This window comes from Sulfuriferula multivorans (genome assembly GCF_003851125.1).
Classification (GTDB): Bacteria; Pseudomonadota; Gammaproteobacteria; order Burkholderiales; family Sulfuriferulaceae; genus Sulfuriferula; species Sulfuriferula multivorans.
Window position 1 is genome coordinate 224,042 of the sequence record NZ_BGOW01000002.1, and the last position, 21,098, is coordinate 245,139.

At 60.5% G+C, this 21,098-nt stretch carries 15 protein-coding genes; 1 reads left to right on the forward strand and 14 read right to left on the reverse strand.

Annotated elements, in window-relative coordinates:
• Nucleotides 1-7: 7 nt before the first annotated feature.
• The 4 genes from carB to EI185_RS02365 form a co-directional block, all read right to left on the reverse strand.
• On the reverse strand, nt 8-3,217 hold the full coding sequence (carB, locus tag EI185_RS02350; RefSeq protein WP_124703501.1) for a carbamoyl-phosphate synthase large subunit: 3,210 nt from the start codon (nt 3,215-3,217) through the stop codon (nt 8-10).
• A gap of 3 nt (nt 3,218-3,220) precedes the next feature.
• Complete coding sequence (gene carA, locus EI185_RS02355) at nt 3,221-4,354, reverse strand: glutamine-hydrolyzing carbamoyl-phosphate synthase small subunit (protein WP_124703502.1); 1,134 nt, start codon at nt 4,352-4,354, stop codon at nt 3,221-3,223.
• A 112-nt stretch (nt 4,355-4,466) separates the two neighbouring features.
• Complete coding sequence (dapB, locus tag EI185_RS02360) at nt 4,467-5,279, reverse strand: 4-hydroxy-tetrahydrodipicolinate reductase (protein WP_124703503.1); 813 nt, start codon at nt 5,277-5,279, stop codon at nt 4,467-4,469.
• Entirely contained in the window at nt 5,276-5,758 is a 483-nt protein-coding gene (locus EI185_RS02365) for an outer membrane protein assembly factor BamE (protein WP_124703504.1), read from the reverse strand. The genes dapB and EI185_RS02365 overlap by 4 nt, the downstream gene beginning before the upstream one ends.
• Before the next feature lie 75 nt (nt 5,759-5,833).
• Here EI185_RS02365 and fur point away from each other — a divergent pair, with 75 nt between their 5' ends.
• A complete protein-coding gene (gene fur / locus EI185_RS02370) occupies nt 5,834-6,262 on the forward strand; it encodes a ferric iron uptake transcriptional regulator (RefSeq protein WP_124703505.1) in 429 nt (142 codons plus the stop codon).
• Nucleotides 6,263-6,264: 2 nt separating this feature from the next.
• Here the strand turns inward: fur and EI185_RS02375 are convergent, their stop codons facing one another.
• The 10 genes from EI185_RS02375 to EI185_RS02425 all read right to left on the reverse strand — a co-directional run bounded on the left by EI185_RS02375 (nt 6,265) and on the right by EI185_RS02425 (nt 21,097).
• Nucleotides 6,265-7,770, reverse strand: coding sequence for a DHA2 family efflux MFS transporter permease subunit (locus EI185_RS02375; protein WP_124703506.1), 1,506 nt, complete (start codon nt 7,768-7,770; stop codon nt 6,265-6,267).
• Between the two features lie 2 nt (nt 7,771-7,772).
• Complete coding sequence (locus EI185_RS02380) at nt 7,773-8,759, reverse strand: HlyD family secretion protein (protein ID WP_124703507.1); 987 nt, start codon at nt 8,757-8,759, stop codon at nt 7,773-7,775.
• A complete protein-coding gene (locus EI185_RS02385) occupies nt 8,756-9,199 on the reverse strand; it encodes a MarR family winged helix-turn-helix transcriptional regulator (RefSeq protein WP_124703508.1) in 444 nt (147 codons plus the stop codon). The genes EI185_RS02380 and EI185_RS02385 overlap by 4 nt, the downstream gene beginning before the upstream one ends.
• A gap of 102 nt (nt 9,200-9,301) precedes the next feature.
• Entirely contained in the window at nt 9,302-10,954 is a 1,653-nt protein-coding gene (gene recN / locus EI185_RS02390; RefSeq protein WP_124703509.1) for a DNA repair protein RecN, read from the reverse strand.
• Between the two features lie 143 nt (nt 10,955-11,097).
• The gene (locus EI185_RS02395; RefSeq protein WP_124703510.1) at nt 11,098-11,970 is read right to left on the reverse strand and encodes an NAD kinase; all 873 of its coding nucleotides are present in this window, start codon (nt 11,968-11,970) and stop codon (nt 11,098-11,100) included.
• A gap of 68 nt (nt 11,971-12,038) precedes the next feature.
• Entirely contained in the window at nt 12,039-12,440 is a 402-nt protein-coding gene (locus tag EI185_RS02400) for a tautomerase family protein (RefSeq protein WP_124703511.1), read from the reverse strand.
• 42 nt (nt 12,441-12,482) lie between these two features.
• Entirely contained in the window at nt 12,483-12,776 is a 294-nt protein-coding gene (locus EI185_RS02405; protein ID WP_223247620.1) for an NIPSNAP family protein, read from the reverse strand.
• Between the two features lie 561 nt (nt 12,777-13,337).
• Nucleotides 13,338-14,822, reverse strand: a complete 1,485-nt coding sequence (locus tag EI185_RS02415) for an efflux transporter outer membrane subunit (RefSeq protein WP_223247621.1) — start codon at nt 14,820-14,822, stop codon at nt 13,338-13,340.
• 9 nt (nt 14,823-14,831) lie between these two features.
• Complete coding sequence (locus EI185_RS02420; RefSeq protein WP_124703512.1) at nt 14,832-17,927, reverse strand: efflux RND transporter permease subunit; 3,096 nt, start codon at nt 17,925-17,927, stop codon at nt 14,832-14,834.
• Nucleotides 17,924-21,097: an MdtB/MuxB family multidrug efflux RND transporter permease subunit gene (locus EI185_RS02425; RefSeq protein WP_124703513.1), complete on the reverse strand. Its 3,174-nt coding sequence runs from the start codon at nt 21,095-21,097 to the stop codon at nt 17,924-17,926. The genes EI185_RS02420 and EI185_RS02425 overlap by 4 nt, the downstream gene beginning before the upstream one ends.
• Between the last annotated feature and the right edge of the window lies 1 nt (nt 21,098).

Genomic DNA, 21,098 nt, shown 5'->3' on the forward strand with positions numbered 1-21,098 from the left:
TTAATCCTTATCGAGCAGGCAATTGCTGATGCAATCCCTGCAGGTCATAAACTTTCAGCCCGCCCATCGCCTGCATTCCGATGCAGGCGGCGCGTGCCCCGGCCAGCGTGGTGTAGTAAGTAACGCGTTGCGCCAGTGCGACACGGCGAATTTCCACCGAATCGCGCACGGCGCGTTTGTCGTCCACCACATTGACGATCAGGCTGATCTCGTTGTTTTTAATCATGTCCACAATATGCGGACGCCCCTCAGTAACCTTGTTCACAACAGTCACCGCCAGCCCGCCAAGCGCCAGCGCTGCTGCGGTGCCACGGGTAGCGAGCAGGGTAAAGCCCAGATCAATCAGCTGGGCGCCAATTTCGACGATTTTCTGTTTATCTGCGTTGCGCACACTGATGAACGCAGCACCACCCTTGGGCAGTTTCACCCCGGCTGCCAGTTGTGACTTGACGAAGGCTTCGCCGAAACTCGCGCCCACCCCCATGACTTCGCCGGTGGACTTCATTTCTGGCCCCAGCAGCGTGTCCACGCCCTGGAATTTGGCAAAGGGAAACACTGCTTCCTTCACCGAGAAATAGGGTGGCACCACTTCTTTTTCAAACCCCTGCTCGGCCAGACTGCGTCCCGCCATGCAGCGTGCCGCTACTTTGGCCAACTGGATGCCGGTGGCTTTGGACACAAACGGCACGGTACGCGAAGCACGCGGGTTGACCTCCAATACATACACCGTATCACCCTGCAGGGCGAACTGCACGTTCATCAGCCCCACCACGTTGAGTGCACGCGCCATGGCAATGGTCTGACTGCGGATTTCGTCCTGGATTTCAGCCGACAGGCTGTACGGCGGCAACGAACATGCCGAATCACCGGAGTGCACGCCCGCCTGCTCAATGTGCTCCATGATGCCGCCGATCAGCACCTGCTTGCCGTCGCTGATGGCATCCACGTCCACCTCAATCGCGTCGTTGAGGAAGCGATCCAGCAGTACCGGGGAGTCGTTGGAAACCTTGACCGCCTCGCGCATATAGCGCTGCAAATCGGCTTCCTCGCGCACGATTTCCATGGCACGGCCGCCCAGCACGTAGGATGGGCGCACCACCAGCGGGTAACCGATCTCGGCCGCCAGGCGCAAGGCTTCGTCGGCAGAGCGCGCGGTGCGGTTGGGCGGCTGCTTCAAACCCAGCCCAACCAGCAGTTGCTGGAAACGCTCGCGGTCTTCGGCGCAGTCGATCATGTCCGGTGTCGTACCAATGATGGGCGTGCCGAAAGCCTCCAGATCGCGCGCAAGTTTGAGCGGAGTCTGCCCGCCGTATTGCACAATCACGCCGACTGGTTGCTCGACGCGCACGATTTCAAGCACATCCTCCAGCGTCACCGATTCGAAATACAGGCGGTCGGAAGTGTCGTAATCGGTCGAGACCGTTTCCGGATTGCAGTTGACCATGATGGTTTCATAACCATCTTCGCGCATCGCCAGTGCTGCATGAACGCAACAGTAATCGAACTCGATGCCCTGGCCGATCCGGTTGGGTCCGCCCCCCAGCACCATGATTTTCTTGCGATTGGTCGGTTGCGCTTCGCATTCCTCCTCGTAGGTGGAATACATGTAGGCAGTGTGCGTAGAGAACTCCGCCGCGCACGTGTCCACACGCTTGTACACCGGGTGGATGCCCAGCGCCCAGCGCTTTGCTCGCACCGCGTGCTTGTCGCTGCCCAGCAGTGCCGCCAGTCTGCGGTCGGCAAAGCCGTTGCGTTTCAGATTGCGTAATTCGTCAGCACTGATGTCGCCCAGGGTACGGCCTTTGAGCGCCGCCTCATCCGCCACCAGCGCCTCGATCTGCACCAGGAACCACGGGTCAATTTTGGTGAAGTTGAACACCTCATCCAGACTCATGCCGATACGGAACGCATCGGCCACATACCAGATACGCTCGGGGCCCGGGTTGCCGATTTCCGCCTCGATCACATCGCGATCAGTGGTGATTTCATTCAGCCCGTCCATGCCGGTTTCCAACCCGCGCAGCGCTTTCTGGAAGGATTCGCGGAAGGTGCGACCGATTGCCATCACCTCACCTACCGACTTCATCTGGGTGGTGAGCCTATCGTTGGCCTGCGGGAATTTCTCGAAGGCAAAACGCGGAATCTTGGTCACCACATAGTCGATGCTGGGCTCGAACGAAGCCGGTGTCGCGCCGCCGGTGATGTCGTTTTTCAGTTCATCCAGGGTGTAGCCCACTGCCAGTTTGGCGGCGATCTTGGCGATGGGGAAGCCAGTGGCCTTGGACGCCAGCGCCGAGGAGCGCGACACGCGTGGGTTCATCTCGATCACCACCATGCGCCCGTCGACCGGGTTGATACCGAACTGCACATTGGAACCGCCCGTCTCGACGCCGATCTCGCGCAGTACCGCGATCGAGGCATTGCGCAGGATCTGGTATTCCTTGTCGGTCAGCGTCTGCGACGGCGCCACGGTGATGGAGTCGCCGGTATGCACGCCCATCGGGTCGAGGTTTTCGATGGAGCAGACGATGATGCAGTTGTCGGCGCGGTCGCGCACCACTTCCATCTCGTATTCTTTCCAGCCGATCAGCGACTCCTCGATCAGCAATTCGCGGGTGGGCGACGCCTCCAGGCCACGCTCGCAGATGGCCACGAACTCTTCGCGGTTGTAGGCAATGCCGCCGCCGGTGCCGCCCATGGTGAAGGACGGGCGAATGATGGTGGGAAAGCCCATGACTGCCTGCACCTGCAGGGCCTCTTCCATGCTGTGGGCAATCGATGAGCGCGGCGAAGCGAGTCCGATGCGGGTCATCGCCTGCTTGAATTTTTCGCGGTCTTCGGCCATGTCGATGGCGTCGCGCGAGGCGCCGATCATTTCCACGCCGAATTTCTCCAGCACGCCATGCCTGGCCAGATCCAGCGCACAGTTCAACGCGGTCTGTCCGCCCATGGTGGGCAGCAGCGCCTCGGGACGTTCTTTCTCGATGATTTTTTCCAGTACCTGCCAGGTGATCGGCTCGATGTAGGTCACATCGGCCATCTCCGGGTCGGTCATGATGGTGGCCGGGTTGGAGTTGACCAGGATAACCTTATAGCCCTCCTCGCGCAGCGCCTTGCAGGCCTGCGCGCCGGAATAGTCGAACTCGCACGCCTGGCCGATGACAATGGGGCCGGCGCCGATAATGAGGATGCTGTGGATGTCAGTACGTTTCGGCATGGCTTAACGGTGAGCTTTCTGCATCATGGCCACGAAGCGGTCGAACAGATAATCGACATCATGGGGGCCGGGGCTGGCCTCGGGGTGGCCCTGGAAGCTGAACGCCGGTACATCGGTGCGGGCAAAACCCTGCAGCGAGCCGTCGAACAGGGAAACATGGGTCACGCGCAGGTTGGCGGGAAGCGTGTCGGCATCCACCGCAAAGCCGTGATTCTGGCTGGTGATTGCCACGCGTCCCGTGTCGAGATCTTTCACCGGGTGGTTGGCGCCGTGGTGCCCGAATTTCATCTTGATGGTTTTGGCACCGGAAGCCAGCGCCAGCAGTTGGTGCCCCAGGCAAATACCGAAAATCGGAATGCCGGTCGTCAACAGCTCGCCGAGTGCTGCAATGGCGTAATCACACGGCTCTGGATCGCCCGGGCCGTTGGACAGGAAAATGCCATCCGGCTTGAGCGCCAGGGCGTCTTGCGCGCTGGCCTGCGCAGGCAGCACGGTAAGCTTGCAACCGCGTTCCGCCAGCATGCGCAGGATGTTGCGCTTGACACCGTAATCATAGGCAACGACGTGAAACGGCATGCGCTCGGGCTTGGCGTAGCCCTTGCCCAGTTGCCATTCGCCTTCCTCCCAGGGGTAGGCAGCGTTACAACTCACCACTTTGGCCAAGTCCATTCCAGCCAGGCCGGGAAAACTGCGCGCCTGCGCCAGCGCCTCGGCTTCGTCAACTTCTCCCGCCATGATGCAACCGGATTGCGCACCGGTCTCACGCAGGATGCGAGTGAGGCGGCGCGTGTCAATGTCGGCGATGGCAACGACGTTTTCCGCAACCAGGTAATCGGACAAGGACTGTGTGCTGCGGAAGTTGCTGGCCAATAACGGCAAATCACGGATTACCAGACCCGCGGCATGGACCTTTTCCGCTTCCATATCTTCCGCATTGACGCCGGTATTGCCGATGTGGGGATAGGTCAGCGTAACTATCTGGCGGGCGTAGGACGGATCGGTCAGGATCTCCTGATAGCCCGTCATGGCAGTGTTGAACACTACCTCGCCCACGGTGATGCCAGATGCCCCGATGGCTACGCCGCGGAAGACTGAACCATCGGCAAGCACCAGAATGGCGGGTTGAGCGTGCGACAAGGGAGTACTCCGGTATGAGACTTACACGAAGAGGCGGGCCGGGTTTTCACCCGCCCGCCTCTGAAATATGTGTGACATTTTAGCCGAAATCGGCCCCGAACTCAATGCAAGTTCAACGCAATCCAAGCACGTCCTGCATATCATACTGTCCGGCAGGGCTAATCACGAGGAAACGCGCGGCACGCAGTGCGCCCTGGGCAAAGGTCATACGGCTGGATGCCTTGTGGGTAATCTCCACGCGCTCGCCGATGCCGGCGAACATCACCGTGTGGTCGCCGACGATATCGCCACCGCGCACCGTGGCAAAGCCGATGGTGGATGGCTGACGTTCTCCGGTCACGCCTTCGCGGCCATACACTGCGCATTCGGACAAATCGCGTCCGAGCGCGTCGGCCACCACTTCGCCCATGCGCAGCGCCGTGCCGGACGGCGCATCCACCTTGTGGCGATGGTGCGCTTCAATGACTTCGATGTCATAACCTTCGTTGAGTACCTTGGCAGCGATTTCCAGCAGCTTGAAAGTGAGATTCACGCCCACACTCATATTCGGGGCGAATACCACGCCAATATCCTGAGCGGCGTCGGCGATCGCCTGTTTTTGCTCGACAGAGAACCCGGTCGTGCCGATAACCATGTTCACGCCCTGCTTGCGACATAGCGCCAGGTGCTGCAGCGTGCCTTCGGGGCGGGTGAAATCAATCAGCACGTCGGCACCCTCCAATGTGGCCGCCATGTCGTCGCTAATCATGACTTCAGTCGATCCGCCCAATACGCTCGCATCGCGGCCGAGAAACGCGCTGCCGGTGCGTTCCAGCGCGCCATACAGCGTACAGTCCGGCGCCTGAGCGACGGCCTCCAGTAACACGCGGCCCATCCGCCCCGAACTTCCTGCAATAACTATTTTAATGGGTGCGGCAGCGCTCATTTACCACCTGCAGCAGGTTCGGCTGGGGCTGAGGCAGGGACTGGAGCTGTGCCGGCAGCCGGCTCCGCAGCAGCGGGAGCATTCGCTCCGGCCGGCGCTGGCTCTTCCGGGGCGAGGGCGGCCTTGATATCCACTTCCTTGCCGTCATTCATCACTTCCACAATGCGTTTCGCAATATCCCCGTCAAAGTACACGGCCACGCGGCGCTGGGTGACCCGCTTTCCGGCTTTATTATCGATATAGATATAATCCCAACGGCCGGTGTGGAACATGTCCTTCACCAGCGGCGTACCCATAATGAAACTGATTTGCTCTCGGGTCATGCCGATTTTGAGCTTGGCCACATTCGCGCTATCCACGTAATTGCCCTGCTGGATATCGATTTTGTAGGGTGTCAGAGACGGCACGGAAAAGGACGGCATGCTTTTGCAACCAGCCAGTCCAAGGCTGGCTGCGAAAATCAGGATCAGGGCGCGCATATTTAGTCTTGTGTTTGCAAAGCAAAATAAAGGCACTATGATAGCTCAGATAACCTGCACGAGACACTCCCCATCATGAGCGACCCCAGCGATCTGAAAAGCATCGGCCTCAAAGCCACCCTGCCCCGACTGAAAATCCTCGATCTGTTCGAGAGTTCGAAAAAACGCCACCTAAACGCCGAAGAAGTGTACCGCCTGCTGATTGCAGAAGACATCGATATCGGGCTCGCCACGGTGTACCGGGTGTTGACCCAGTTCGAACAGGCCGGACTGCTGATCCGCCACCATTTCGACAGCGACAAGGCAGTGTACGAGCTCAACAGCGGCGGCCATCACGACCACCTGGTATGCATACAGTGCGGGCGCGTGGAGGAATTTTTCGATGAGGAAATCGAGCGACGCCAGAAAAAAGTCGCCGCCCAGCGCGGTTTTGCCATTCACGACCACTCACTGCATATTTACGCGGATTGCACCAAAAACGCGTGTCCGCACAAACCCAAATAAATCTATTCGGCGACCACTTGGGCGGTTTTAAGACCCTTGACCGATTTGATCAACAGCAGCAACGGCAGCAATACCACAAAACTCAGCGTAATCAGCCAAAAGGTGCTGACGAAGGCCTGCACGCTGGCCTGCTGTTGCACCACCTGACCCATTACCCCGGCCCCACCCTGCTGCATATCCAGATGTAATGGCGCCAGAAACTGCTGCACATGAGCGTTATAAGGCGTGATGTACTGGCGTAACGCGGCCCAGTTGACGCGCGTCGAATAGCTCAGATAAGTGCTCACCACCGAGATACCGACGGCGGACCCCAAGGTGCGCGTGAGGCTATACAAGCCCGCCGCTTCGGCTGCCATTTGCGGAGGAATGGTAGCAAACGCCAGCGTCGACATCGGCACAAAAACCAGCCCCATCCCCAGGCCCTGCAGCACCATCGGCCATAGGATATAGCTGCCTGCCGTCTGCGGGGTAATGCCGGTCATCATCCACGCACCCGCCACGCTTAACAGCAAGCCGGCCGCAACCATGGTGCGCGGGCTGATCCTGCCGGAAAAGTGCCCCACCAGACTCATGCTGACGAAAGTCGCCAGCCCGCGCGGCACCAGGTACATCCCCGCATCCAGCGTGGGAAAGCCCAGCAGGTTCTCCAGATACAGCGGCAATAACAACATTCCGCCATAGACCCCCAGCCCGGTGGCCAGACTGATCAGGCAGGCAACGGCAAAATTGCGATCCTTGAGCACCGCCAGATCGAACACGGGCTCGCCCTGGCCGGCTACACTTTTCCACACGAAGGCCAGGAATGCCGCCAACGCCAGCAGGGTGCTCAGCGTAATGAAACTGGAATTGAACCAGTCATCGCCGGCGCCGCGATCCAGCACCAGTTGCCCGCAGGCAATGGCCAGCGCCAGCGCGCCGAAACCCAGCCAGTCCATGCGCCGCGCGCGCATCGGCGTATCCGGCACGAAACGCAGCGCCAGCAGGAAAGAAACGATCCCCACCGGCACATTGATATAGAACGACCAGCGCCATGAGGCGATTTCGGTCAGGTAGCCGCCCAGCGAGGGCCCGAGGATAGGCGCCGCCATCACCCCCATGCCCCAGATTGCCATCGCCTTGCCGCGCGCTTCGATAGGATAGGTGTCCACCATCACCGCCTGCGACAGCGGCACCAGCGCGGCGCCAAAAATTCCCTGAAACAGGCGGAACAACACCATCTCCGGCAGTCCGTTGGCCAGCCCGCACAGCGCGGAAGCGATCACAAAACCGGCGATGCTCACCAGCAGATATTTCTTGCGCCCGAAGCGGTCAGTAAAGAATCCGGCCAGCGGCATGAACACCGCCGAGGCGATCAGATACGAAGTCAGCACCCAGGAAATAGTGTCCGGGCTGGCACCCAGTTCGCCCGTCATATGCGGCAGCGCGACGTTGATGATGGTGGTATCGAGCACCTGCATGATGGTGGCGGCCATCACCGCCACGGTGACCCATACACGTGAGGCATTCATGCTCAACTGGCCAGCTTGATGCTGACCGTGGCCGTCGCGCCCACTTTAAACGGCTGGGTGGCCGCGCTCCCGACAAAACGCACCCGCACCGGCACGCGCTGGGTGACCTTGACCCAATTACCGGTGGCATTCTGTGCGGGCAATAGCGAAAACGCCGCACCCGTGCCGCCGCCCAGCGACTCCACCACTGCCGGAAAAGTTTTACCCGGCAGCATGTCGAGCCGGACTTCGGCGGTCTGTCCCGGATGCAGGCCGGGCAACTCGGTTTCCTTGAAATTGGCATCCACCCAGAAGCTGCCTTGCTGAATCAATGCAAACAGCGGCTGATTGGGCGATACCGTCGTGCCCGGCACCAGGGTGATATTGGCGATCCAGCCATCCTGGGTCGCGCGGATGCGGGTGTGCTGCAAATCCAGCCGGGCCGCATCCACTGCTGCCACAGCAGCCCGCACCGCCGGTGTCGCGCCGCCTACGGTGCTGGCGCCCGCCTGCGCCTGACCTAACCTGGATTGCGCTTCGCTGAGGGCGGCCTGAGCTACCTGCAGCTTCGATTGAGCGTCGTCTTCCGCCTGTTTGGAGACGAATTTGGCCAGCACCAGATCATGAGTGCGCTGGGCCTGGGCACGTGCATTGTTCAAATCGGCCTGGCTCTGCGCCAGCGCGGCACGCGCGGCATCCACCCCGAGCACGTTGGCCTGGCTGCCCTGGCGCGCTTCTGCCAGTTTGGCCTGTGCAGCAGCCAGCGCCACCTGATAGGGTGCCGGATCCACGTCGAACAGATCGTCTCCGGCATGGACAAAACCGCCTTCCTTCACGTGCACGGCCACCACCTGCCCAGTCACTTGGCTGGCGACTTGAACAATCGCGGCATTCACGTAAGCGTTGTCGGTGGTGCGCAGCTTGCGCGCGGCATTCCAGTACCAGCCGCCGCCCACCAGCAGCGCCAGCACGGTAGCGGCAATCAAGGATTTTTTGAGCGTGGTATTCATTCCTGCGCTTCCGCCTCGGTACGGATGTGCTCGAGCAAAGCCAGAGCGCGATCAATATCCTCCCCTGCCACATCCGCCAGAATGACTGCACGCAGCTCAGCCGCCACGCGCCGAATCTGCCCGAACACCACGAGCCCCGCTTCGGTCACCTCGATGCGTTTGGCGCGACGATCGGCGGGATCCTGAATGCGCCTGACCAGGCCGGCTTTCTCCAGCCGATCAATCAGCGCCACCATGCTCGGGCCTTCTATACCGACGGCATCGGCCAATTCAATTTGCGTCGCGGGCGCCGCTGCCTTGGCAGCCGCTGACAGCGCCATCCAGGTGGCACGGCTCAACCCCAGTGGCTTGAGGCGACGATCCAGCGCCAGCTTCCAGGCATGGGCAGCGGTGTGCAGTGCCTCGGCAAAGCGCTGAGCAGTTGCAGGCGTCGTGCGCATTGGTATTCTCCTAATAGTTAGCTTCCTATTAGGTAGGGATAGATTTGAATAGTTCCGGAATATGCGAGGATTTTTTGCTGCGTGAAAGAAACACCAGGCGCATCAGGTGCTCAACATCTCCGCTGCGTGTTTGCGCGTGGTTTCAGTGATGGTGACCCCTCCCAGCATGCGGGCGATCTCATCCACGCGCGCGGACGCATCGAGCACGGTGATATGGCTTACCACGCCGCCGTCGCGCGCCACCTTGCTGACTTGCAGATGCTGTTGACCGCACGCGGCCACTTGCGGCAGGTGCGTGATACACAATACCTGGCGGCTGCTGGCCAGGTTTTTAAGCAGCGTCCCCACGATTTCCGCCACCCCGCCGCCGATGCCGACGTCGACTTCGTCGAAGATCAGCGTAGGCACACCGGCCACCTGGCTGACCGCGGTTTGCAATGCCAGACTGATGCGCGACAGTTCGCCGCCCGAAGCGACCTTGGCCAGGGCTTTAGGTGCAGTGCCCGCGTGCGGCGCGACCATGAACTCGACCTGTTCCAGGCCGTGTGCATTGCCCTCGGCCAGCGGCGTCAGGCCGATCTCGAATGCGCCGCCGGCCAGTGCCAGTTGCTGCATGGACAAGGTCACGCTGGTCGCCAGTTTGCTGGCGGCCTTGGCGCGTGCTGCGCTGAGTTTGGTTGCGTGGGCAAGCCACTGTTCGCGCGCGGCATTGGCAGCCTGTTCCAGCGCCGCCGGGTCAGCCGTTGCGCCGAGTTCGCCGAGCCGGGTTTGTGCGCTGCTCAGCAGGTCGGGCAATTGTTCCGCCTTGACGCGATATTTACGGGCCGTGTCGAGTACCTGTTCGATGCGTGCCTCGACCTCATTCAAATGTGCCGGGTCGGCTTCCAGATGATCGAGATAGCGGCGCAGGCTGTGGGTGGCTTCCTGTAACTGGAGCACTGCCGATTCCACCAGCTCGCACGTCGGTTGCAGGTCGCTATCGTAATCCGCCAGGCTCGCCAGCCGCGCGCTGACCGCACTGATCTGCTGTTCGGCAGCCGCTTCGCCTTCCGACAGACTATCCAGCGCCAGGCCCGCGCCCTCCAGCAGGCTGGCGGCATTGGCCAAACGGCGATGCTCTGCCTGCAACTCGTCCCAGCCCGGCAACGTAAATTGCAACGCATCCACATCCGTGACCAGCCATTGCAGGCGCTCGCGTTCAGCGTCGAGCTCGCTGCTGTTGTCGCGCAGCGCATTAAGCCGGTCGTGCAGTTCGCGCCACTGGCGATAAGCATCGGCCACCTGCCGTGCCAGGGCTTGCAGGCCACCGTAACTGTCGAGCAGATCGCGCTGGGCGGCTGTTTTGAGCAGCGACTGATGCGCGTGCTGGCCGTGGATATCGACCAGAAACTCGCCGGCCTCGCGCAACTGCTGCGTGGTGACGCTGCGGCCATTGATAAAGCAGCGCGAGCGTCCGTTGCTGTCTACCACACGGCGCAGCAGGCAAGCCGCATCGTCGTCCAGCGCGTTCTCGGTCAGCCACGTTTGCAAAGCGGGCAAGGCGCTACCATCGAACTCGGCGCTGATGTCCGCGCGCGCGGCGCCCTCCCGCACCACACTGGCATCGCCGCGCTCGCCCAGCGCCAACGCCAGCGCATCCACCAGAATGGATTTACCCGCTCCGGTCTCGCCGGTCAGCACGGTGAAACCCGGCTCGAATTCGATATCGAGCGCATCCACGATAACAAAGTCGCGCAGGCTCAGCAGGCGCAGCATCAGGGCGCCTCCATCAATCCGGATTTCGCTCGAATGGAAGACACGGTAAAAAGTTCGCAACGCGGCATATAAAGATAGGTAAGCAAGAAATTTTTTGAGTGGCGCAGTAGTTGGGATGAAATATGGATGGCTGGAAGCGCCCTTTAAAGTTGGGTACCCCAGTGCAGCTTATGCCTGAGCGTAAAGTAGTAGCTGTAATTTTTTGGATGCAGCAGGCGGATGGTTTTAGGCGCGCGGCTGACCAGTACGCGGTCACCAGGCTGCACATCGAAATGGCGCTGACCATCAAAATAGACGCGTGCGTCCCCTGCCTCGATCAGGCGCAGTTCAACATCCGACCGGCTGTTCACCGCTATCGGTCGGGCCGACAGGGTATGCGCACAGATGGGCACCAGCACGAAAGCTTCCAGCGTCGGGTGCAGGATCGGCCCGCCCGCTGACAGCGCATACGCGGTAGAGCCGGTAGGCGTGGCTATGACCAGACCGTCGGAACGCTGACGATAAACATAATCGCCGTCGATGAAGACCTCAAAGTCAATCAGCCGGCCACTGCTCGCCTTGCTCACCACCACGTCATTGAAAGCGCATGCAGTATAAATATCCTCGCCATCGCGCACTATCCTGGTATTCAACAGCAGGCGCTGTTCTGCTACATAATCGCCATCCAGAATCGCGGTCATGCTTTCGAACATGGTTTCCACCGGCACATCGGTCAGGAAACCCAGATGACCCTGGTTGACACCGACCAGGGGAATATCGTCTTTCGCCAGCATGCGTGTAATGGACAGCATCGTACCGTCACCCCCCAGCACTACTGCCAGATCCGCACGCGCGCCGAGCTCAGCCAACTCGGCTATCGGGTAAACATCGCTACCGATATGCTCCGCAGTGTTGCGCGCAATCAGCACATCATGGCCGCGATCGCGCAGAAAATCCGCCAGGCGCAACAATGCCTCACCGATTTCCGGACTGTCGTATTTGCCCACCAGGGCGATGGTTTGAAAGATTTCAGACATGAGCGGAATTATAGCGACGCCCTTTGGGTATTGATACAGCGTTGCAGCAACTGATTTTCCGGGAACGTCTAAAGAGTCTTCCCCTTAATGTAACGGAACTCCTGGGTTGCGCCTTCATAACCCCAGGAATCTGCTCGAACCTCATGAATGACGATATAGCTCGCCGGATTGAGACTACCCAGAACCGACTCGAAGGCAGCGAATACTTTTTGAATATAATCGGCCTTCTGGTTTTTTGTGTTGGAGCCTTCAGTAATCTTGATGTCGAGATAAAAAGTTGCCAAACCCTGTGAGTCGAGTGAAGTGCCGCCTATGAACCACTCGTTGGCTGACACATACTCGACCGCAACCGAGGTGAGCTCCTTCTTTTTTCCCAACACTTCAGCCGTGAGTTCGGTAAGAAAATCGGCAATCTTGTTCGTGGTTTCAGGAGATTGCGGAGCACAAATTCTGGCGTTCAAATAGGGCATCAGATCTCCTTCAGTTTAATTATGGTCCAGCCGAATAATTCTTCAGGCTTCGCGACTACTCGAATACAGGTCGCATGAAAGAGCGCTCATAGCTGATGAAGCACTTTGTTTCCCCATAGTAGCGCATCGCGGCCTGCATTCCGGATCGCTCGCCGCCTGAGTGCGATATGTTTCATAGGCGGCCAGAGAAGGAAAAGAAAACAGGGCAATGGCGATATTGTTGGCGCCTTCGTAGGGCATGAAGTAGCCATGATGTTGGCCGCCGAACTTCTCGACCAGCGGTATCCACATCTTTCCGTAGGTCTCAAATTCCTTGAGCTTGAAAGGATCGATCACATAGCGAAGATAACAAGTAATCAGAGTATTCTCCTAAAGGAAATAACATCTGAATTAAACAGATCTTCGAAACAGCGTCGGCTTAAATGAGTTGCTAGACGTCATCTGCGACGGACGAACTAGATGTCTCATCTGAAGTGAAGATAACGACGTCATTCCAGAACTCTTTCTTACGATCGTGTGTGAGAAGCCGTTCGGCTACATTTTCTGATTCACCAATGTATGCAAGAGGCTTAGAGTCTCCGAGGCGAGCTTCGAACAGAAAATAGACCCCTGGCTTGCTAGTCTCTGGCCATTCTTTGAGCTCTATAAGACGGTTCCTAGGACACGCGAGGGTGTGCCCCGTACGGTTGACGATCTCGGCGTGGCGAATGCCCGCTACGGTTGAATCAGGTAGAAATATCCGTACAGACTTTCCATAAGGCATTGGATGAGTCTCCTTTGATGCATAACAGTTAACAAACGGACAGCACATCAACGCCCTGCATTCCTTGCCATCGCAGGAGATTACCCTTTTGGCACCCAATACAACAAGCCGCCACCTCAATAGCCCCACGCGCTTCACTCACTGCGAACCGGCGCACTCCCCAGCTCAGGGGCCGTATCGCCGCCCCAGCTCCCGCCCAGCGCCTGGATCAGCAGCACGCTGGCGGTCAGGCGGCGGCCGAGCAGGCCGAGTTCGGCATTTTGCGCGTTGCTGGCCGTGGCTTGCGCGGTAATCACGTTGAGGTAGGGAACCATCCCGGCCTTGTACTGGTTTTTCGCGAAACGCAGCGAGGTTTCGGCGGCTTGCACAGTTTGCCGCTGTAGCGCCGCTTCGTCTGTCAGGATGCGTTGTGCGGCCAGGTTGTCTTCGGCTTGCTGGAAGGCGGTGAGCACGGTCTGGCGGTAAGTGGCGACCGTCTGCCGGTAACCCGCCTCGGCACTGGCGACTTGCGCGCTGCGCGCACCGGCGTCGAAAAGCGTGACCGCCAGCGTGGGGCCAAGCGACCAGAACAGGCTCGGCGCGCTGAACAAATCCGCCAGATGCGACACCCGGCTGCCGGTCTGCGCCGACAGCGTCAATGACGGAAACCACGCGGTCTGCGCCACGCCGATCTGGGCATTGGCCTGCGCCACTTTGCGCTCGGCTGCCGCCAGATCGGGGCGGCGTTGCAGTAACTGCGCCGGCACGCCGGCCGGAATCTCGGGCACCGCGGGGCTCATCTCCACTGCTTCCAGATTGAATTGGCTGGGCGGTACTCCAACCAGCACGGCAATCGCATGCTGCTGCTGGGCGCGCGTCACGCCCAGATCGGTGTACGTCACTTGGGCGCCCAGCAACTGGGTGCGCGCCAGCGCCACATCGGCGGCGGAAACCACCCCGGCGCGATAGCGGTTTTCAGTCAGTTGCAAGGCCTTTTGATAAGCCGCCACGGTTTGCCCGGCCAGGCGGATTTGCGCGTCGGTCACGCGCAATTGCAGATAGGTTTGCGCCAGCGTGGCTTGCAGGGAAAGCCGTGTGGATTGCAGTGTGGCGGCGCTGGCCTGCGCCGATGCTTCGCTGGTGGCGACTTGCTGACGTACCTGACCCCACAGATCGGGCACCCAGCTTGCTGTCAGACCTGCGCTATAAATATTGCTCGGCACCGATTGCGAATTGCTTTGCCCTGATGCGTTAATGGTGCCGCTTTTCGAGCGGCTGGCTGATGCGTTGGCACCCACGGTCGGGTAAAACTGCGCGCGGCTGACAGCAGTCAGCGCCGTGGCTTGGTCATAGGCGGCCAGCGCCGCCTGCAGGCTCTGGTTGGCTTGTGCCACCTGTTGTTCCAACTGATCGAGCACCGGGTCGTTGTATACCTGCCACCATGCACCGCGCGGCGCGGCATCCTGCGGATTAGCCTGCATCCAGCCCTGATCTTCGGCAAAGGCTGCCGGCACGTTGAGCTTGACCGGCGGCTCCGGAGGCGTGGTGCTGCACGCGGCCAAACCCATACACAGCAGCGTCGCCAGCACCAGGCGGCGCGAATTGGCTGGGCGAAAAAAATCGGCAGGATGCATAGTCATGATCAGCATTCAAGTAGGTAAGGTACGGGGAAAGACCCGCTGCCAGCGGCGCTGGCTCCACAGACGCAGCCGGTCGAGTTCCAGATAAATCACCGGCGTCGTGTAGAGGGTCAGCAGTTGACTGAAAATCAGCCCGCCGGCAATCGAGATACCCAGCGGCTGGCGCAACTCCGCGCCGTTGCCGGTGATGAACGCCAGCGGCAGCGCGGTGAACAGCGCCGCCAGCGTCGTCATCAGGATCGGGCGCAGGCGCATGGTGGCCGCCAGGCGGATGGCTTCACGCGCCCCCAGGCCTTGTTCTCGTTCGGCCTGCAGGGCAAAGTCGATCATTAAAATGGCGTTTTTCTTGACAATGCCAATCAGCAGGAACACCCCGATCAGCGCAATGATACTGAACTCGGAACCGGCCAGCATCAAGGCCAGCACCGCACCCACACCGGCAGACGGCAAGGTGGACAGAATGGTCAACGGGTGGATGGTGCTTTCGTACAACACGCCCAGCACGATGTAGATGGCCAGCACCGCAGCCATCAGGTACAGCGGCTGGTTTTTCAGTGTGTCGGAAAAGAGCTGCGCAGTGCCCTGGAACCCGCCATGGATTTCGCTGGGCAGGCCGATTTCGGCCATGGTCTGGTCGATTTTTGCCTGCGCCTGCGACAGCGATACGCCCTTGTCGAGATTGAACGAAATGGTCGATGCTGCGAACAGACCCTGATGGTTGACTGTCAGCGGCGTATTGCCGAGTTCATAGTGGGCCAGTGCGGAGAGCGGCACGCGCTGGCCGCTGGCGCTGATCACGTAGATATCGTTCAACGCCGACTGCTGTTGCTGGTATTGGGGCGCGGCTTCCATCACCACGCGATACTGGTTCAGCGGCGCGTAAATAGTCGACACCAGACGCTGGCCGAAAGCATCGTTCAGTGTCTGATCGATCAGGCTCACCGGGACTCCATAACGCGCGGCGGCATCACGGTCGATGACCAGCTTCAGTTGCAGCCCGCTGCTTTGCTGATCAGTATCGACATCGCTAAGTCCGCTAATGCCGCGGAACGCCGCCAGTATTTTCGGCTCCCACAGGCGCAGCGCATCCAGGTCGCTGGCCTGCAGCGTGTATTCATACAGCCCGGTCGAAGGGCGCCCGCCGGCACGAATGTCCTGTACCGGAAACATCGACACCTGAACCCCCGGCACCCTGGACAGGCTCTTGCGCATTTGCTGCATCAGGGTCATCACGTCGGCGCGCTGGTTATCCGGTTTCAGCGTCAGATACATGGATGCAGAGTTGCTGGCGCTGCCACCGGCAAACGCCACGACGTTTTCCACGCCCGGATTTTTGCGCACAATGGCGACGATGCGCGTGAGTTTGGTACTCATATCCTGAAACGACACCGATTGATCCGCCTGCACCCTGGCAATCAGCAAGCCCGTATCCTGAGTCGGGAAAAAACCCTTGGGTACGATGTTGTACAGATAAATGTTGAGTGCGATGGTGGCAAAAAACACCAGCAGCATCAGCCCGGGGTGGGCCAGTGCGCCATCCAGGCTGCGCGCGTAACCGCGCACCACGGCGTCCCAGCCGCGCGCCAGTACCGAGCGGCGTAGCGCCTGCCCTTCAGCGGGCGGCACATGCGGACGCAGCCAGCGCGATGCCAGCATCGGCGTCACCGTCAGCGACACCAGCAGCGAAATGGCGATGGCGATAGTGAGAGTGACGGCGAATTCGTGAAACAGCCGGCCGATGATGCCACCCATGAACAGCACCGGAATGAACACGGCGACCAGCGACAGACTCATCGACAGCACGGTGAAGCCCATTTCGCGCGCGCCCAGCAAGGATGCCTCCATCGGGCGCATGCCGGCCTCGACATGGCGCATGATGTTTTCCAGCACCACAATGGCATCATCGACGACAAAGCCGGTCGCCACGATCAGCGCCATCAGCGACAGATTGTCCAGACTGTAATCCAGCAGCCACATCGCCGCGAAGGTGCCGATCAGCGACAACGGCACGGCAATGCTGGGAATCAGCGTGGCGCGCCAGTCGCGCAGAAACAGCCAGACCACCCCCACCACCAGCAGCACCGACAGGAACAGCGTGTTCTCGACTTCTTTCAAGGAAGCGCGAATCGTCACGGTGCGGTCCGACATGATGCGCACCTTGATGGCGGCCGGGATCGTTGTCTCCAGTCCCGGCAGTGCGGCCTTCACGCCTTCCACCGTATCGATGATGTTGGCGCCGGGCTGGCGGAAAACAATGATTTGCACCGATGGATCGCCGTTGGACAGCCCCATGTTGCGCGCGTTTTGCGTGCCTTCGTAGACGCTGGCAACCTGATTCAACGGGATCGGCGCGCCATTTTTATAGGCGACGATCACGCGCTGATATTGTTCCACCGTGGACAACTGATCATTGGTGCCGATCTGCCAGCGCTTGTCATTGTTTTCCACGACGCCCTTGGGCGCATTCACATTGGCAGTCACGATTGCCTGACGCACCTGCTCCAGCGACACGCCCATGCCGTTGAGTTGCGGGACATCCAGTTCCACGCGCACCGCAGGCAACGCCGAACCGCCTACTGTCACCTGGCCGATACCGGACAGTTGCGAAATCTTCTGCCCCAGCAGCGTCGAGGCGGCGTCGTACATCTGCCCGCGCGTCAGGCTTGCCGAGGTGAGCGAGATGATCATTATCGGCGCGTCGGCCGGGTTCACCTTGCGATAGGTAGGGTTGCCGGTGAGCCCGGTGGGCAACAGGGTACGTGCAGCGTTGAGCGCGGCCTGCACTTCGCGTGCTGCGGTGTTGATATTCTTCGACAGGGCAAACTGCAGGATCACGCGGGTGGAGCCGAGTGAACTCGACGAGGTCATCTGGGTAATCCCGGAAATGCGCCCCAGCGAGCGCTCCAGCGGCGTGGCGACCGTAGCCGCCATCACGTCCGGGCTGGCGCCTGCCATATCAGCCTGCACCATGATGGTGGGGAAATCCACTTGCGGCAGCGGCGCCACCGGTAACAAACGAAACGCAATGATGCCGGCCAGCAGCACCGCCAATGCCAGCAGCGTGGTGCCGACCGGGCGGCGAATAAAGACAGCGGAGAGATTCACCCTTCGCTCTCGCTCTGCGCTATGCCTGCGTCACTACCGAAACGTCGCCTGCGCCAATTCTCCCAGCGCGTCGCCAGCCGGTCGAAGGCCAGATAAATCACCGGCGTGGTGAACAGCGTCAGCAATTGCGACAGCAACAGCCCACCCACCAGCGTGATGCCCAGCGGTTGGCGCAGTTCGGCACCCATGCCGCCACCCACTACTAGCGGTATCGCGCCGAACAGCGCGGCAAACGTCGTCATCAGGATCGGCCGCAAGCGCAAACGCGCTGCCTGCAGGATCGCGTCCGGCGCGCTCAGCCCCTGACGGCGTTGCGCCTCAAGGGCAAAATCCACCATCAGAATGGCGTTTTTCTGCACGATGCCAATCAGCAGAATAATGCCGATGATGGCGATCACGGTCAGATTGTGTCCGCTGAACATCAGCGCCAGCAAGGCACCAATGCCTGCCGACGGCAACGTGGATAGAATGGTGATGGGGTGGATGTAACTTTCATACAGCACGCCCAGCACGATGTACATGGTGGCCACTGCCGCCAGCAGCAGCCACAACTGGTTGGACAACGCGGCCTGGAAGGCTGCCGCTGCGCCCTGGAAACTGATGGAACCCGAAGCCGGCAACCCGGCCTGCTGTGCCGCGTCCTGAATCGCGCTCACCGCGGCGCCCAGGGATACTCCCGACGCAGGCTGGAACGACACCAGCGCAGCCGGGAACTGACCCAGATGGTCGATGGCCAGCGCCGTGGTGCGCTGCTCGATATGGGCAATCGCCGTCAGCGGCACCGTTTGTCCGCCGCTGGTGGCGAGATAAATATTGTTGAATGCGGCCAGTCCGGATGACTCGGTCGAGGCGGCTCCCAGCACCACGCGGTATTGCGCCGACTGGGTGAAGATGGTGGATACCAGGCGCTGGCCGAAGGCGCTGTAGAGCGCGCTGTCGATGGCGCTCATGGTGATGCCGAGGCGCGCGGCCGCATCGCGGTCGATATCCACGTAAGCTTGCAAACCCTGGTCTTGCAGGTCGCTGGTCACTCCGGCCAGTTGCGGCAGTTCGCGCAATCGTTCCATCAGGCTATGCGTGGATTGCGCCAGCTGTTCGGCACTGCTGGCGGAGAGGCTGAACTGGTAGGGATAGCGGCTGACCAGATCGTCGATGGTCAGATCCTGCACCGGCTGCATGAATAACTCGATGCCGCCTACCTGTGCCGCACGCTGCTGCAAACCGGCTATGATCGGCCCGACGCGCTCGGCGCGTTGATTCAGCGGCTTGAGGCTGATCAGCAGGCGGCCGTTGTTAAGCGTGGTGTTGGTACCGTCAATGCCGACAATGGAGGAGATGCTCTGTACCGCCGGGTCTTTTGCCAGCGCTTCCACCAGCGCCGCCTGGCGCCGCCCCATCGCGCTGAATGAAACGTCCTGCGCAGCCACCGTGGTGCCCTGTATCAGTCCGGTATCCTGCACCGGAAAAAAACCTTTGGGGATCACCACATATAGCGCCACCGTCACCAGCAGGGTGAGCAACGCCACCACCAGCACCACCGGCTGATGGCGCAGCACCCAGACCAGGGCGCGCGAATAACTGTCGGCCAGGCGCTCGAAGGCACGTCCGCTGGCGCGGGAAAAACGTCCCTGTTTTTCCTCCGGGATATGGCGCAACATGCGCGCGCTGAGCATCGGCGTAAAAGTCAGCGATACCGCAGCAGAGATCACGATGGCTACCGCCAGCGTGACGGCGAATTCGCGGAACAGCCGCCCTACCACATCCCCCATGAACAGCAGCGGAATCAGGACGGCAATCAGCGAGAAAGTCAGCGAGATGATGGTGAAGCCGATCTGGCCCGCACCCTTGAGGGCAGCCTGCAGCGGCGGCTCGCCGGCCTCGATATAGCGCGCGATGTTCTCGATCATCACAATCGCGTCATCCACCACAAAACCGGTGGCGATGGTCAACGCCATCAGGGTCAGCGTGTTGATGGAATAGCCCGACAGATACATCACGCCGAAGGTACCGATTAACGCCAGCGGCACTGCGGTGGCGGGTATGAAAGTGGCACGCGCGTTGCGCAGGAAAACGAAAATCACCGCGACCACCAGTACCACCGCCAGCAACAGCTCGAATCGCACGTCGGCAATCGCCGCACGTATGGTCACGGTGCGGTCAGACAGCACTGTCAGTTGCGCAGCCCCCGGCAAACTTTTTTGCAAATCCGGCAGCAGTTCGTGAATGCGATCGACCACCTGAATCACATTGGCGCCGGGCTGGCGTTGCACATTCAGCACCAGTCCGGGCTTGCCGTTTACCCACGCGGCCTGCCAGGCGTTTTCAGGCGCCTCTTCCACCGTAGCCACATCGCCCAGGCGCACCGGCGCGCCGTTCTTATAGGCAATGATCATGTCGCGATAGGCCTCGGGCGACTGCAACTGATCGTTGGCGTCGATGGTAAACGAACGCTGCGGCCCGTCGATGCTGCCTTTCGGCGTATTGACGTTGGCACCGATAATGGTGGTGCGAATAGTGTCCAGGCTCAAACCCAGCGCAGCCAGCGCGCGCGCGTTGACGGTGACGCGCACCGCCGGCTTGTGCCCGCCGGACAAGGTGACCATACCCACTCCCGGCACTTGCGAGAGTTTTTGCGACACGCGCGTGTCGGCCAGATCATACAACTGGGTGAGCGGCAGGGTAGCCGAGGTCACGCCCAATGTGATGACTGGCGCATCGGCCGGATTGACCTTGGCGTATACCGGCGGCGACGGCAGATCGCTGGGCAGAAAACTGCCCGCTGCATTCATCGATGCCTGCACCTCCTGCTCGGCCACGTCCAGCGGCAGAAGCAAATCGAAGCGCAGGGTGATGACGGAAGCGCCGCCGGAACTGACCGACCACATCTGCGCGAGGTCCGGCATCTGACCGAACTGGCGTTCGAGCGGCGCAGTGACCGAGGAGGTCATCACATCCGGGCTGGCGCCGGGATAGAGCGTGGTGACCTGGATGGTGGGGTAATCCACTTCGGGCAACGCTGCCTGCGGCAACAGCCGGTAGCCGACAAACCCGGCCACCAGCACTGCCAGCATCAGCAGCGTCGTGGCAATCGGCCGCAGAATAAACAGCCGCGACGTGCTCGGGCGCTCAGCCTCCGCCGCTCCCTGCAGCGGGTCATCAACCGGCGGCATG